This is a genomic window from Streptomyces sp. NPDC001868 (genome assembly GCF_040297125.1).
Classification (GTDB): domain Bacteria; phylum Actinomycetota; class Actinomycetes; order Streptomycetales; family Streptomycetaceae; genus Streptomyces.
This window is the reverse complement of sequence record NZ_JBEOYO010000001.1, coordinates 36,045-49,402: the sequence shown is the minus strand read 5'-3', so window position 1 is coordinate 49,402 and position 13,358 is coordinate 36,045. Positions and strand designations below refer to the sequence as shown.

At 69.3% G+C, this 13,358-nt stretch carries 10 protein-coding genes and 3 pseudogenes; 10 read left to right on the top strand and 3 right to left on the bottom strand.

The window, feature by feature from the left end; all coding sequences use genetic code 11:
• Nucleotides 1-36: 36 nt before the first annotated feature.
• Nucleotides 37-1,053, bottom strand: a complete 1,017-nt coding sequence (locus ABT147_RS00255; protein ID WP_351401054.1) for a zinc-dependent alcohol dehydrogenase family protein — start codon at nucleotides 1,051-1,053, stop codon at nucleotides 37-39.
• 359 nt (nucleotides 1,054-1,412) lie between these two features.
• Here ABT147_RS00255 and ABT147_RS00250 point away from each other — a divergent pair.
• From ABT147_RS00250 to ABT147_RS00225, 6 genes and pseudogenes are all read left to right on the top strand, one after another.
• Nucleotides 1,413-2,288 (top strand): annotated as a pseudogene (locus tag ABT147_RS00250) (helix-turn-helix domain-containing protein).
• 560 nt (nucleotides 2,289-2,848) lie between these two features.
• Nucleotides 2,849-3,499 (top strand): (2Fe-2S)-binding protein, encoded by a 651-nt coding sequence (locus ABT147_RS00245; RefSeq protein ID WP_351401051.1) that lies wholly within the window; start codon nucleotides 2,849-2,851, stop codon nucleotides 3,497-3,499.
• Between the two features lie 13 nt (nucleotides 3,500-3,512).
• Nucleotides 3,513-4,493: an FAD binding domain-containing protein gene (locus ABT147_RS00240; RefSeq protein WP_351401049.1), complete on the top strand. Its 981-nt coding sequence runs from the start codon at nucleotides 3,513-3,515 to the stop codon at nucleotides 4,491-4,493.
• Complete coding sequence (locus tag ABT147_RS00235) at nucleotides 4,490-6,682, top strand: xanthine dehydrogenase family protein molybdopterin-binding subunit (protein WP_351401047.1); 2,193 nt, start codon at nucleotides 4,490-4,492, stop codon at nucleotides 6,680-6,682. Before ABT147_RS00240 ends, ABT147_RS00235 begins: the two co-directional genes overlap by 4 nt.
• A gap of 158 nt (nucleotides 6,683-6,840) precedes the next feature.
• Nucleotides 6,841-7,986, top strand: coding sequence for an XdhC family protein (locus ABT147_RS00230; RefSeq protein ID WP_351401046.1), 1,146 nt, complete (start codon nucleotides 6,841-6,843; stop codon nucleotides 7,984-7,986).
• 16 nt (nucleotides 7,987-8,002) lie between these two features.
• Nucleotides 8,003-8,238 (top strand): annotated as a pseudogene (locus ABT147_RS00225) (radical SAM protein); the annotation flags it as partial.
• A gap of 30 nt (nucleotides 8,239-8,268) precedes the next feature.
• On the opposite strand, the gene ABT147_RS00220 reads toward ABT147_RS00225, so the two are convergent.
• Nucleotides 8,269-9,150 carry a helix-turn-helix domain-containing protein gene (locus ABT147_RS00220; RefSeq protein WP_351401044.1) on the bottom strand — a complete coding sequence of 294 codons (882 nt, stop codon included), beginning with the start codon at nucleotides 9,148-9,150 and terminating at the stop codon, nucleotides 8,269-8,271.
• Between the two features lie 245 nt (nucleotides 9,151-9,395).
• On the opposite strand from ABT147_RS00220, the pseudogene ABT147_RS00215 reads away from it, so the two are divergent.
• The 3 genes and pseudogenes from ABT147_RS00215 to ABT147_RS00205 all read left to right on the top strand — a co-directional run.
• Nucleotides 9,396-9,518 (top strand): annotated as a pseudogene (locus ABT147_RS00215) (SDR family NAD(P)-dependent oxidoreductase); the annotation flags it as partial.
• Nucleotides 9,519-9,548: 30 nt separating this feature from the next.
• Nucleotides 9,549-10,100: a cyclophilin-like fold protein gene (locus ABT147_RS00210; RefSeq protein WP_351401042.1), complete on the top strand. Its 552-nt coding sequence runs from the start codon at nucleotides 9,549-9,551 to the stop codon at nucleotides 10,098-10,100.
• 56 nt (nucleotides 10,101-10,156) lie between these two features.
• Nucleotides 10,157-10,924 carry an SDR family NAD(P)-dependent oxidoreductase gene (locus ABT147_RS00205; RefSeq protein WP_351401040.1) on the top strand — a complete coding sequence of 256 codons (768 nt, stop codon included), beginning with the start codon at nucleotides 10,157-10,159 and terminating at the stop codon, nucleotides 10,922-10,924.
• A gap of 377 nt (nucleotides 10,925-11,301) precedes the next feature.
• Here ABT147_RS00205 and ABT147_RS00200 read toward each other — a convergent pair whose 3' ends face one another.
• The gene (locus ABT147_RS00200; RefSeq protein ID WP_351401037.1) at nucleotides 11,302-12,165 is read right to left on the bottom strand and encodes a M8 family metallopeptidase; all 864 of its coding nucleotides are present in this window, start codon (nucleotides 12,163-12,165) and stop codon (nucleotides 11,302-11,304) included.
• A gap of 316 nt (nucleotides 12,166-12,481) precedes the next feature.
• Between ABT147_RS00200 and ABT147_RS00195 the strand changes: the two genes are divergently transcribed.
• Nucleotides 12,482-13,339: a caspase family protein gene (locus ABT147_RS00195; protein WP_351401035.1), complete on the top strand. Its 858-nt coding sequence runs from the start codon at nucleotides 12,482-12,484 to the stop codon at nucleotides 13,337-13,339.
• The last annotated feature ends 19 nt before the right edge of the window (nucleotides 13,340-13,358 follow it).

Below are 13,358 nucleotides of genomic sequence, written 5' to 3'. Positions count from 1 at the left end.
GCGGTCGGCGCGGCTCACGCCCACGAGGCGACCGGGTCAGGGCGTGAGGAGGGTCTTGATGGCGCGGCGTTCGTCCATCGCCTTGTAACCCTCGGCGACCTGGTCCAGGGGCAGGGTGAGGTCGAAGACCTTGCCCGGGTCGATGTGGCCCGACAGCACGCGGTCGATCAGGTCGGGCAGGTAGCGGCGTACGGGGGCGGGGCCGCCGCGCAGGCCGACCTGGGAGAAGAACAGTTCCTGGCCGTCGACGGCCACCTCGTGCGGGACGCCGACGAAGCCGACGTTGCCGCCCGGCCGCGTGGAGTGCAGGGCCTGGCTCATGGACTCGGAGGTGCCGACGCACTCCAGGACGGAGTCGGCGCCGATGCCGCCGGTCAGCTCCTTGATGCGGGCGATGCCTTCCTCGCCCCGCTCGCTGACGATGTCGGTGGCGCCGAACTCCAGGGCGAGCTTCTGCCGGGACTCGTGCCGGGACATGGCGATGATCCGCTCCGCGCCGAGCTCCTTCGCGGCGATGACCCCGCACAGTCCGACGGCTCCGTCACCGACCACCACGGCCGTGGAGCCCGGCTTGACCTCGGCGGCGAGGGCGGCCCACCAGCCGGTGCCCATCACGTCGGAGACGGCGAGCAGGCTGGGCACGAGCTCGGCGGAGGGGTGCTCGTCCGTGGCGACCAGCGTGCCGTGGGCGTTGGGGATGCGCACGTACTCGGCCTGACACGTGCTCATGAACTCACGGTTCAGGCAGGAGGACTGCCAGCCCTTCTCGCAGTTGGCACAGGTGTTGTCGGAGGTGGCGAAGGAGCCCACCACGAACTGGCCGGGCTTGACGTGGGTGACCTCGCTGCCCGTCTCCTCGACCACGCCGACGTACTCGTGCCCCATCGGGTGCGGATCGCCGACGGGCTCCAGACCGCGGTACGGCCACAGGTCGGAGCCGCACACACAGGTGGCGACCGTGCGGATGATCGCATCCGTGGGCTTGACGATCTTGGGCTCGGGGACGTCCTCGACCCGGATGTCACCGGGGGCGTGGATCAGAGTTGCTCGCATGTCGTCTCTCCTGATGCGTTTCTCGTGTGGGGGTGGCTCGGGCACGGGTGGTGTCTTCGCGCTGGTGGGTGGCCCTGGCCGGCCGGCGGACGCTTCAGGAGTTCCATCGTGATTCTCTTCGAGTGCGTTGCTGTGGTGCTGCTGCTCGGGCAGCGATGTCACCCGGACGCGCCGGATTCCTGGACGAGGAGGCCAAGGGGGCACACAGAAGCGTCGCCGGCCTGTGAAGAACAATTGCCGGTCCGAATCTGTCACCGTCCGCAAAGCCCGTACACAGGAGAATTCCACCCCAGGGCGGATGTATCCAGGGATAAAACCCTCCTACCCAGTCGAGTGGCGAACGGCGCACACTGGCCACTCTGACCAGCGGTGCGCATCATAAGGAGCTGGGCCAATTCCTGAGGGCCCGCCGGGCCGAGCTCAGCCCCCGTACGGTCGGTCTGCCCGAAACCGACCGGCACAGGCGCGTGGCCGGCCTGCGCCGGGACGAGGTGGCCGTGCTGGCCGCCATCAGCACCAACTACTACACCCGCCTGGAGCAGGGCCGTACGGCCCCCTCCGCGTGCGTGCTGTCCGAGCTTGTCCGGGTCCTGCACCCGAGCGACGACCAGCGGGACCATCTGTTCGCGCTGGCCGGAAGGGAGGCCGGCGGGACACGGCGGCGGGCTCCGCAGAAGCCGCACCCCCGGTTGCGTACCGTGCTGCACGAGCTCAGCGTGGCCCCCGGCATGATCCTGGGCCGGTACCTGGACATCCTGGCGTGGAATCCGATGGCCGCCGCCCTGTTCAGCACCGATTTCGCGAAGGTCCCCACACAGCGGCGCAACTACGTCCGGCTGCTCTTCACCGATCCGGCCATGGGAACGCTGTACGCCGACTGGGAGGGCTCCGCCCGTAACGTCGTGGCCGTGCTGCGACAGCAGGCCGCGGCCTGCCCCGACGACCGGAGACTGACCGCCCTCGTCGGTGAGCTGTCGGTGCGGGACGACCAGTTCCGCCAGTGATGGGGAGGCCGCCATATGGCACCCCGCACCGGAGGCACCAAGGCGTTCCACCCCCCGGTCGCCGGTGAACTCGCCCTCGCGTGGGACGCCCTCACCTGCGTGGCCGACCCCGACCAGCAGCTGATCGTCTGGAGCGCCGAACCCGACTCGCGCACGTACGAGGGGCTGCGCTTCCTCTCCTCCTGGGCGGCGGCCCAGCAGGACGCCTCCGTGTCCCGGACCGCCGGCTGACGGGTGTGGAGACAACCTCTGGAATTTCAGCCGCGCCGCCTGTCCCTTCTCCTGGCCAGGAAAAATCCCGGACCAGGGAAAAATCCTGGGCCAGGAACAAAGTCCCGACCAGGGACAAAATCCTTCCTACCATCGCCGTCGAATTGCGTGCCATGCTTCCAGAGCACGTTTCTCGCAATCCTTTTTCTGCAGATCATCGTCTGGACCGCCGAAACCGGCACACCCACCCACGACAGCCTGCGGATGCTGGCGTCCTGGGCCGCCGACCCCAGCCACACGACCAGCGGCAGCTCTGCCTGACCAGCCCGCTCCCCGGCGCCCGCTCCGAACTGGTCGTGGACCGCCCTCGAAGCCGATGGTCTTCGAGAGAACTGCCCGCCGATAAACCCAAGGGGGGACGAAACTCTCCCCGTCACACGCGCTACTTGTGGTGCCAGACTCCTCACGAGGACGGCCGCGGCACTGAGAGCGCGGCCGCCCAGGTCTGCGGCGACGACGATCCCGCCTCTCCTTCCCTGCCGTTCTGTACGGCCGATCCGCCCGTGACGCGAAGGCACATCATGACCACTGATCTCCCTGAATCTGCTGTTCCACCCCCCACCGGGTCCAGCGAGTCATCGTCGGCGCCCAGCCGGCGCACGTTCATCGCCACGAGTACCGCGGTAGGTGGTGCGGTCGTTGCGGGCGGTGTGGTCGGAGGGTCGTACCTATCCGGTGCCGGGGAGGCGGCCGCGGCCGGGGCGCCGCCCACGAGCCGTGTCTCGTTGACCGTCAACGGCATCCGCCGGACCGTCACGGTCGACAACCGGACGTCGCTGCTGGACCTGTTGCGCGAGCATCTCGACCTGACCGGCTCCAAGAAGGGCTGCAACGCCGGGGCTTGCGGTGCGTGCACGGTGCTGGTCGACGGACAGCGGGTCAACTCCTGTTTGACACTGGCCGTTCGGCTGGAGGGCGCCGAGGTCACCACCATCGAGGGGCTCGCCGAGGGCGACCGACTCCACCCGCTCCAGCAGGCGTTCATCGACGAGGACGCCTTCCAGTGCGGCTACTGCACCCCGGGGCAGATCCTCTCCGGGGTCGGCTGCATCCAGGAGGGTCACACCGGTTCGCCGGAGGAGATCCGGGAGTGGATGAGCGGCAACATCTGCCGCTGCGGCTGCTACGTCAAGATCGTGCGCGCGGTCGAACAGACCGCGGGCCGGAAGTAAGGAGTGGCCCACCATGCATCCCTTCTCCTACACCCGCGTCTCCGACACCCGAGAGGCCCTCAAGGCCGGTCGCGCGGGCGGCCGTTACATCGCCGGCGGCACCACGCTGGTCGACCTGATGCGGGAGACCGTCGAACACCCCGAGACACTGGTCGACATCACCGGCCTGCCACTGCGCGAGGTCACCGTCACCGAGCGCGGAGGACTGCGCATCGGCGCGCTGGTGACCATGTCCGAGGCCGCCGCCCACCGCAAGATACGCACCCTGTACCCGGTCGTCTCCGAGGCCCTGGAACTGAGCGCGTCCGCCCAGCTGCGGAACATGGCCACCATCGGCGGCAACATCATGCAGCGCACCCGGTGCACCTACTTCCGTGATGTGACCGCCGCCTGCAACAAGCGTGAGCCCGGCTCCGGTTGTGCGGCCCGGGAGGGCTTCAACCGGATGCACGCCATCCTCGGCACCTCGGACGCCTGTGTGGCAACCCACCCCTCCGACGTGGCCGTGGCCTTCGCCGCCCTGGAGGCGACGGTGCGGCTCCTCGGACCGGAGGGCACACGCGTCGTGCCGTTCGCCGACTTCCTGCTACGGCCCGGCACGACCCCCAACCGTGAACAAGCCCTCAGAAAAGGCGAGTTGATCACGGCTGTGGAGATCCCGGCGCTGCCGCGTCCGCTCAGGTCCGGCTATCTGAAGGTGCGCGACCGGCAGTCCTACGAGTTCGCCCTGACCTCGGCCGCCGTCGCGCTGCACATCCGCGGCGGGGTCATCCAGGAGGCGAAGGTCGCCGCCGGGGGAGTGGGGACCGTGCCGTGGAAACTGCCCGTCGTCGAGCAGCACCTCGTCGGTGAGCGCCCCTCGGAGTCCCTGTGGACGTCCGCCGCCGCGAAGGCGGCGGCCGGCGCCCGCCCCCTCCAGCAGAACGGCTTCAAGGTCGAGCTGCTGAAGCGGACCGTCGCACGCCAACTGTGCATCGTAGGAGGTACGAAGTGAGCCCCCAGCCGCAGGCAGCCGTGGGCGCGCCGCTCTCCCGCGTGGACGGTCGGCTCAAGGTCACCGGCAAGGCGGAGTACGCCGCCGAGCACGACATCAAGGGAGCCGTGCACGCCGTCATCGTCGACGCGAGCATCGGACGCGGCCGCATCACCTCCCTCGACACCGGCGCCGCCGAAGCCCACCCGGGCGTCCTGCGGGTGATCAGTCACCGCAACGCGCCGAAGCTGCCGTACCGCGACAATCCCGGGTCCAACAACCCGCCCGGCCGACGGCTGCGGGTCTTCCAGGACGACCGGGTGGTCTTCCACGGACAGCCCGTCGCCGTCGTGATCGCCTCGACCCTGGAGGCCGCGCAGCACGGTGCGAGCCTGGTCGAGGTCGGCTACGAGGCCGAAACGCCGTCGACCGACCTGCACGAGGCCGAGCCCGGCACACCGACGGACTACGCGCGCGGGGACGCGGAAGCAGGGCTGCGTTCATCGGCCGTACGGCTGGACCTGACGTACGAGCTGGCGCGCAACCACCACAACCCCATGGAACCGCACGCCACCATCGCCCGCTGGGAGGGCGACAAGCTCACCGTCTGGGACAAGACCCAGTGGGTGATGGGCACGCACGACGAGATCGCCGCGGTCTTCGATCTGCCGGCGGACGCGGTGCGGGTCATCAACCCGTTCGTCGGCGGCGGGTTCGGCAGCGGGCTGCGCTGCTGGCCGCACACGATCGTGGCCGCGCTCGCCGCGCGGGTGGTGCGGCGCCCGGTGAAGCTGGTGCTCAGCCGCAGGCAGATGTACTTCGGCACGGGCTTCCGGCCGGCGTACGCGTACCGGCTGCGCCTCGGCAGCGACCGGCGGGGGAAGCTCAACGCCGCGATCCACGACATCGACGCCGAGACCTCGTCGTACGAGACGTTCACCGAGGCGGTCATGGGCGCGGGGCAGATGCTGTACAGCATGCCGAACGTCCACCAGGCGTACCGGCAGGTGCCGCTGGACGTGAACACCCCGATCTGGATGCGCGGTCCCGGTTTCGCGTCGGCGTCGTTCGTGATCGAGTCCGCGATGGACGAACTCGCGCACGAACTCGCCATCGACCCGATCGAGTTGCGCCGGCGCAACGAGCCGAGCGAGGACGAGTCGACGAACGAGCCGTTCTCCACCCGGCGGCTGCGCGAGTGCTACACGGTCGGTGCCCGCGAGTTCGGCTGGGACCGCCGTGATCCGAAGCCGCGCTCGACGCGGGACGGGGACTGGCTGATCGGACTGGGCATGGCCGCCGGTGTGTACGACCCGGGGCGTTTTCCCGCGCAGGCCCGGGCCCGCCTCGACGCCGACGGCACCGCCGTGGTCGAGGCGGCCACCAGCGACATGGGGCCGGGCACCTACACCTCCCAGACCCAGGTCGCCGCCGACGCGCTCGGGCTGACCATGCGCACGGTGACCTTCCGGCTCGGCGACTCCCTCTACCCGCCGACCTCGCCGCACGGCGGCTCGGCGACCATGGCCAGCGTCGGCTCCGCCGTCGTCGACGCCTGCGACAAGGTGCGGCGACAGGCGATCGAGCTGGCGGTCGAGGACCGCGAGTCACCGCTGTACGGCGTGAACGCGGACGACGTGGTCGTACGCGGCGGCCGACTGCACGTGCGGGGCAACCCGACGCGCGGCGAGACGTACAAGCGCCTGCTGGCCCGCAACAAGCGCGACCAGCTGGAAGCCGACGGCACCTACGCCGGGCCCGGCAGTGAGCGGTCCGCCTACTTCGCCTACAACGCCACGTTCGCCGAGGTCGCCGTGGACGCGAACCTGGGCCTGGTGCGCGTGCGGCGGATGCTCGGGGTGTACGACGCGGGCCGGATCATCAGCCCCAAGCTCGCCGAGAGCCAAGCGTTCGGCGGCATTGTCGGGGGCATCGGCACGGCGTTGCTGGAGCACACGGTCACCGACCACCGGGACGGCCGGATCGTGAACGCCAGCCTGGCCGACTACCTCGTACCCGTGAACGCCGACGTCCCCGAGATCAAGGCGATCTACCTGGACGGCGAGGACAACGCCGGCAACCTGCTGGGCGTCAAGGGACTCGGCGAGGTCGTCCAGGTGGGCGTGGCGGCCGCGATCGGCAACGCGGTCTTCAACGCCACCGGCCGCCGAGTGCGCCAACTGCCCATCACCGCCGAGGCGTTGCTCTGACGGCGGCACCTCCATAGACGGGTCCGGCAGCCGAACCCCCGTACGGCTGCCGGACCCTCCCCAGGCCGCCGCCGCGCACACGCCCCTGTCGACGCGGCGGCGGCCCGCTCACCTCCTGCGACAGCGACCGCCCGCTCTGGACATCCTGGAGACCCCCGATGCTGAACATCGCGGACACACTGCACCGCTGGTGCCGCGAGGAACGACCCTTCGTCCTCGCCACCGTCGTCGACGTCACCGGCAGCGCACCCCTCCCCATCGGTACGTCGGTCGCGGTCGACGAGGACGGCAACGCCGTCGGCAGCATCTCCGGCGGCTGTGTCGAGGGTGCGGTGTACGAGCTGTGCCGGCAGGTGCTGCACGACCAAGGGCCGGCCCAGCGCGCCTGGTTCGGCTACTCCGACGACGACGCCTTCGCCGTGGGACTGACCTGCGGCGGCGAACTCGACGTCCTCGTCCAGCGCGTCGACCCCGCCACCCGGCCGCATCTCGGCGCGGCGCTCGCTGAGGCGGCCGAGGGTCGGCCCGCCGCCATCGCCCAGGTCGTGGACGGGGTCGAGGGACTGCTGGGCGCCACCTTGAGCGTGCTCGGCGACAGGTGGATCGCCGACCGCACACTCGGCGACGGGCCGACCGCCCGCGCGGTGGCGGACCGGGCCACCGCCCAACTGCGCACCGGACGCACCGCACTCCTCTCCCTCAGCGGAGACGCCGACACCTGCCCCGAGCAGCTCTCCGTCCTCGTGCACGCGGCCGCCACCCGCCCCCGCATGCTCATCTTCGGGGCCATCGACTTCGCCGCCGCCCTCGCCCGGGCCGGCCGCTTCCTCGGCTTTCACGTCACCGTCTGCGACGCCCGCCCCGTCTTCGCCACCGAAGCCCGCTTCCCGTACGCCGACGAGGTGGTCGTCGACTGGCCCCACCGCTACCTGGCGCAGACGGCCGTGGACGGCCGGACGGCGGTCTGCGTGCTGACCCACGACGCCAAGTTCGACATCCCCCTGCTCAGGCTCGCCCTCGACCTTCCCGTCGGCTACGTCGGCGCCATGGGCTCCCGCCGCACCCACGACGAACGCCTGCACCGCCTGCGCGAAGTCGGCGTCACCGACGGACAGTTGGCCCGCCTGCGCTCCCCGATCGGCCTCGACCTCGGCGCCCGCACCCCCGAGGAGACGGCCATCTCCATCACCGCCGAGATCATCGCCCACACCAACCAGGGCACCGGCCTGCCCCTGACCCGGGTCACCGGACCGATCCACCGCGCTTCAGGGGCGGTTGCTCCGGACGTTCCCATGAAGGCGTGAGCGGAACACGAACCACGTGCTCATCGACACCCACGACCGAGTGGCCACCGACCTGCGTGTCTCGCTGACCGACCGGTGCAACCCGCGCGGCACGTACTGCATGCCCGAGGAAGGCCTGCGGTGGCTGGCCAAGCCCGACCTGCTCACCGACGACGAGATCGTCCGCCTCACATCTACATAGCCGTCCGCATGCTGGGCATCAAGGAGGTCCGCTTCACCGGCGGCGAGCCCCTGCTGCGCCCGGGTCTGGTCGCGTGGTCCGTCGGCACAGCCCCGTGCTGGTCAGGTGGGTGGGGGAGAGGCCGAGAGGTGATGGTCGGCGGCCCAGGAGGCGAGGATGCGCAGCCGTTCGTGGGTGGGGGAGCCGGGGGCGGCGGTCCAGACGGTGAGGTGCTGGTCGGGGTCGGTGTTGGCGGTGAGGGTGTCCCAGTCGAGGACGAGTTCGCCGACCACCGGGTGATTGAGGGTCTTGGTGCCCACGGTGCGGGCGGCGACGCGGTGATCGCCCCACCACCGGGCGAACTGCTGGTCCCGGGTCGAGAGTTCACCGACCAGCTCGATCAGACGGGGGTCCTCGGGATAGTTCGCGGCCTCCATCCTCAGCTGCGCCACCGCGATGTGCGCGGAGGTCTCCCAGTCGGCGTACAGGGTGCGCATGGACGGTTCGGTGAAGATGATCCGGGGATAGTTGCGGTGCTTCTCCGGGATGCGGGAGAAGTCGGTGACGAGGGCGGCGGCGAGCGCGTTCCAGGCCAGGATGTCCCCGCGCCGGCCCTGCACGATGGCTGGGGTGGCGGTGAGGTCGTCCAGGACCCGCTGGAGTTGCGGCTGGACCTTCTGCCGGCCTCGGCGTCGGGTGCGGGTGGTGGTCTTGCCGGCGAGTTGGAAGAGGTAGCCGCGCTCGTCGTCGTTCAGGTGGAGCACCCGGGCGAGCGTGTCCAGCACGGGTGCGGACGCCTGCATACGGCCCTGTTCGAGGCGTGTGTAGTAGTCGGTGCTGATGCTGGCGAGCTGGGCGACCTCCTCGCGGCGCAGCCCGTCCACACGGCGGGGCCCACCGGTCTCGGGCAGGCCGACGGCGCGCGGGCTCAGCTCCGAGCGACGCTTCTTGAGGAATTCTCCCAGCTCATTGAGGGGAACATTGCCGGTCATGCTGCCCAGCATGACACTGATCGAACCTGAGGAAGGAGGGAGAGTTTCCACCCAGGATGTTTCTCTCCCCCGATGGATTCCTCCGCTTTTCGCCCCTGCTCCCGCGTGTGACGCTCGACATCGACTCGACATCGAGCAGCCTTCCTCACCTCCGGCTGCCGCATGTCATCCGAGGCCCTCCTCCGGCCTGGCCGAGCACGAATCACTGCGAAAGCAGAGTCACCATGACGACGTTTGCCCTCATCGGCGCCGGCACCGGCCGCGGCACCACCCTGCTGTTCGTCAACGGCGTCAGCGCCGTACATCCCCACCCCGTCGCCCTGGAGAACATCCACGCCGCCCAACTGATCATTCCCGGCGCCATCCGGCCAGACGCCGAGCCCCTGCCCGACTGACCCCAGGACGATGCCGTGATCCCGAGCGCCCGCACCACCCTTGCCCGCGCCTTACCAGCCACCGCGCTGCTGCTGGCGGTGACCGCCTGTACCGCCGAGACACCCTCCTCCCCGTCCTCGTCCACTGCTTCGGTGCCGCAGCGAACATCGACGGCCACCGCCCCCGCCACATCGACGGCCACCGCCCCCGCCACACCGACCGACAAGAACACCGCCATGAACATTCAGCTCACCATCGAAGGCCACCGGATCGACGCCACGTTGAACGACAGCGCCACCGCCCGCGACTTCGCCGCACTGCTCCCGCTCACCCTGACCCTGAGCGACTTCCACCAGACGGAGCGGATCGCCGACCTCCCCCGCAGGCTGTCCACCGCGGGAGCACCCGAGACGGCCCAGCCCAAGGCCGGTGACCTGGCCTACTACGCCCCCTGGGGCAATCTGGCCCTCTTCTACCGCGACGGAGGCTCCAGCGACGCCGGCCTGATCATCCTCGGCCGGGTGGCCGCCGCCGACGTCGAGCGGCTCGCCACCGCCACCGACGTCACCATCGCAACGGCCCCCTGACCGGCCGCCCACCTCGGCGAGCCACCGCATCTCACGTCCGAAGGGAAGAGATCTTCGTGAACCCCACGTACGACTTCACCGGCCAGGTCGCCCTCGTCACAGGCGCCGGCTCCGGCATGGGCCTGGCGACCGCCCGTGCCTTCGCCGAGTCCGGAGCCGCCGTCGCACTCGCCGACGTAGATGCAGCAGCCCTCGACACGGCGGTCAAGGAACTGACCGACGCGGGCCACCAGGTCCTCGCCCTCACGTGCGACGTCAGCGACGAAGAACAGGTCGCCGACGCGGTCGACCGCACCGTCGAGACCTTCGGCCGACTCGACCTGGCCTTCAACAACGCGGGCATCCAGATCCCGCCCAGCGACGCCGCCGACGAACCCGCCGAGAGGTTCGACCGCGTCAACGCCATCAACCTCCGTGGTGTCTGGGCCTGTATGAAGCACGAGCTGCGGCACATGCGCGCCCGGGGCAGCGGCGCCATCGTCAACTGTTCCTCCCTCGGCGGCCTGGTCGGCCTCCCCGGCCGTGCCTCCTACCACGCCTCCAAGCACGGGGTGATCGGCCTGACCACCAGCGCCGCCCTCGAATACGCTCCCCGCGGCATCCGCGTCAACGCCGTCTGCCCCGGCACGATCGACACCCCGATGGTCAGCGACATGATCGCCAAGGGCGAACTCGACCGCGCCGAGGCAGAAGCCAACCAGCCCGTCAACCGCCTGGGTACCGCCGAGGAGATCGCCCAGGCCGTCCTGTGGCTGTGCAGCCCCGGAGCCGGCTTCGTCGTCGGCGTCGCGCTCCCCGTCGACGGCGGGTACGTCGCCCGATGACGACAGCCGGCGCACACGAGGGTGCAGGCCGAGCCTCGCCCCGTGGAAACCGCGTGGAACTCACAGCGGTACCGGCGGCGGCGAGGGGTGAGGTTGAGCAACAGCCGGTCAGGGTGGTCTCGTTGACGCCCAGGTCCACGATGAAGCAGGCTTGTCCGTCAAACGCGTTGGAGGCCACCACAGATGTTCCCGACCAGGCACTCCGAGCCCTGACGCAGCATCGAACTATTCCCGCTGACACTGCTCTGCGGGTGACCGGGGACCGCCGGCGCGAGGGAGGGAACCGATTCCAGGTATGGGAACCGGCGGCGACCCACCGCGGGCCACGCCCTTGGCCCAAACCCTTGGCCCAGGCCCTTGGGAAACGAAGGTGACCGTCAGGGTGTTGTGGCAGGCAGTTGGGTGGGAACTGCGGGCAGCATGATGCCGTCGCCGATGGGTGCGGTGTGCGGTAGCAGTCCACCGGACCGGGCGATCTGGAGCAGGTTCGGGAGCGTGTACGGCTCGGCGCCATTGAGGTCGACCTGATAGCCCAGATCGCCGAGGCTCGCTGCGGTCATCCGGCTCAAGGGGTTGTCGCTGCCCGAGATGAACGGTGACATGAGTTCGTTGACGAAGACCGCTTCTCGCCAGTGGCTGTCCCTGGTTCCCGGCTTGCCGAAGTTGGCGACCGGTACGGGTACCGGCTGGGCTTCCGAGACGAGCGTGGCGAACTCCGCCTGGGCGCGGGGGCCGGCGAACTCGGGGTTGCTGCCGCCGGCTCCGGTGAGGAGGCCGAAAGGCTTCCACAGGGTTCCGATGCCCAGTACGTGTCCCATTTCGTGGGTGATGACGTCAACCAGCGTTCCTTCTGTCTCCATCTTTGTCAGATCGGCGGAGTCGAACCTCATCACGCCCTTCACGGGTAGCCGAGGGCCGAATTGGGCGTTGCCGTCCCGGAAGTCGGTGGGGCCTGCCATGCCCAGGATGCCGCCGGGGCCGTCGATCGTGACGCCTTCCGCCTCGATCAGCAGGTCGTCGATGATGTCGTCGCCGACAACTGCGGTGTCCAGGTCCCCGACGATGACCTTGGCCCAGCGATCGGCGGCAGCCGCGAAAGCGTCCTGCTGATTTGCCGTCAGTCCGCCGAGGAAGCGGACTTCGATGGTGAACGGTGACGTGGTATTGGCGATTTCCTTGGCGCGTTGGAAGTCGGCTACGGCTCGATACGTGTTGAAGGTGCCGGTGGCGACTTTGCCCATCACGGATCTCCTTGCCTCGCATCCGGTGAGAGTCACCCCCTTCACCAGGCTAGGCCGAACGGAGTACGGGCGCGCGTCAGCACCCCTACCTCTGCATCTGGACAAACACGGACACCTTCATTAGGCCGGCATACGGCCCACCGCAAGCGGGGCAGCGCCCTGCTCTGACCAGGACGAGCGGTCACGGATCCATGTAGCCGGACGCACCCTGACAGGACCGAAGAGACGCCATATGGGGCAATCATAGATATTATTGGACCTAATGGGTGATTGGTTCAGGCTCGGGGATCCGCTCCGCATGGAAGGAGACCATCTCATGGCCCACGGCATGTCACTCCACATCGGACTCAACCGGGTCGACCCCGCCAAGTACGGCGGGTGGGACGGCAAGCTCAACGCCTGCGAGAACGACGCCCGCGACATGGAGGAGATCGCCAGGAACGCCGGCTTCGACGACCGCAAGGTGCTGCGCACGGCAGAGGCGACAGTCGAGAGCGTGACCGCAGAGCTCCGCAAGGCGGCCAGGATCCTGAAAGCCGGCGACATCCTGCTCCTCACCTACTCGGGCCATGGCGGGCAGGTGCCCGACAGGAACGGGCCCGAGGACGAGCCCGACCGCCTCGACGAGACCCTGGTCCTCTACGACCGCGAGTTCATCGACGACGAGCTGTACAAGGAATTCGAAGCGTTCGCCGAAGGGGTCCGCATCTCCGCCTACTTCGACTGCTGCCACAGTGAGACAGCCGTCAGAGCGGTGCGGAATCTCCTCACCTCGGACGCGATGGAGGAGCAGTACCAGACCCGCGACCCGGATCAGATCGAGGTCACCTCCCGGGTCATGCCGCCGGACACACAGCACGAAACGTATGACCGGGACAAGACCCTCTACGACACGATCCAGCGCAACCTGCAGCCGAAGGACACCCTCGACCTGTCGGCCAGCGTCCTGCTCATCTCCGCCTGCGCGGACAATCAGCTGGCCGCTGACGGCTGGGAGAACGGGTTGTTCACCGGCACGCTCAAAGAAGTGTGGAGCGAAGGGAAGTTCACCGGCGGACACAAGTCCTTCCAACGCGAAATTCTCCGCAGAATGCCGCCCAATCAGAGCCCCGGCCTCTTCGTGACCGGCAGCGCCAACAACGAGTTCCTGCAGCAGCGGCCCTTCACCGTCTGAGCCAGTACCCTGAGCCTCC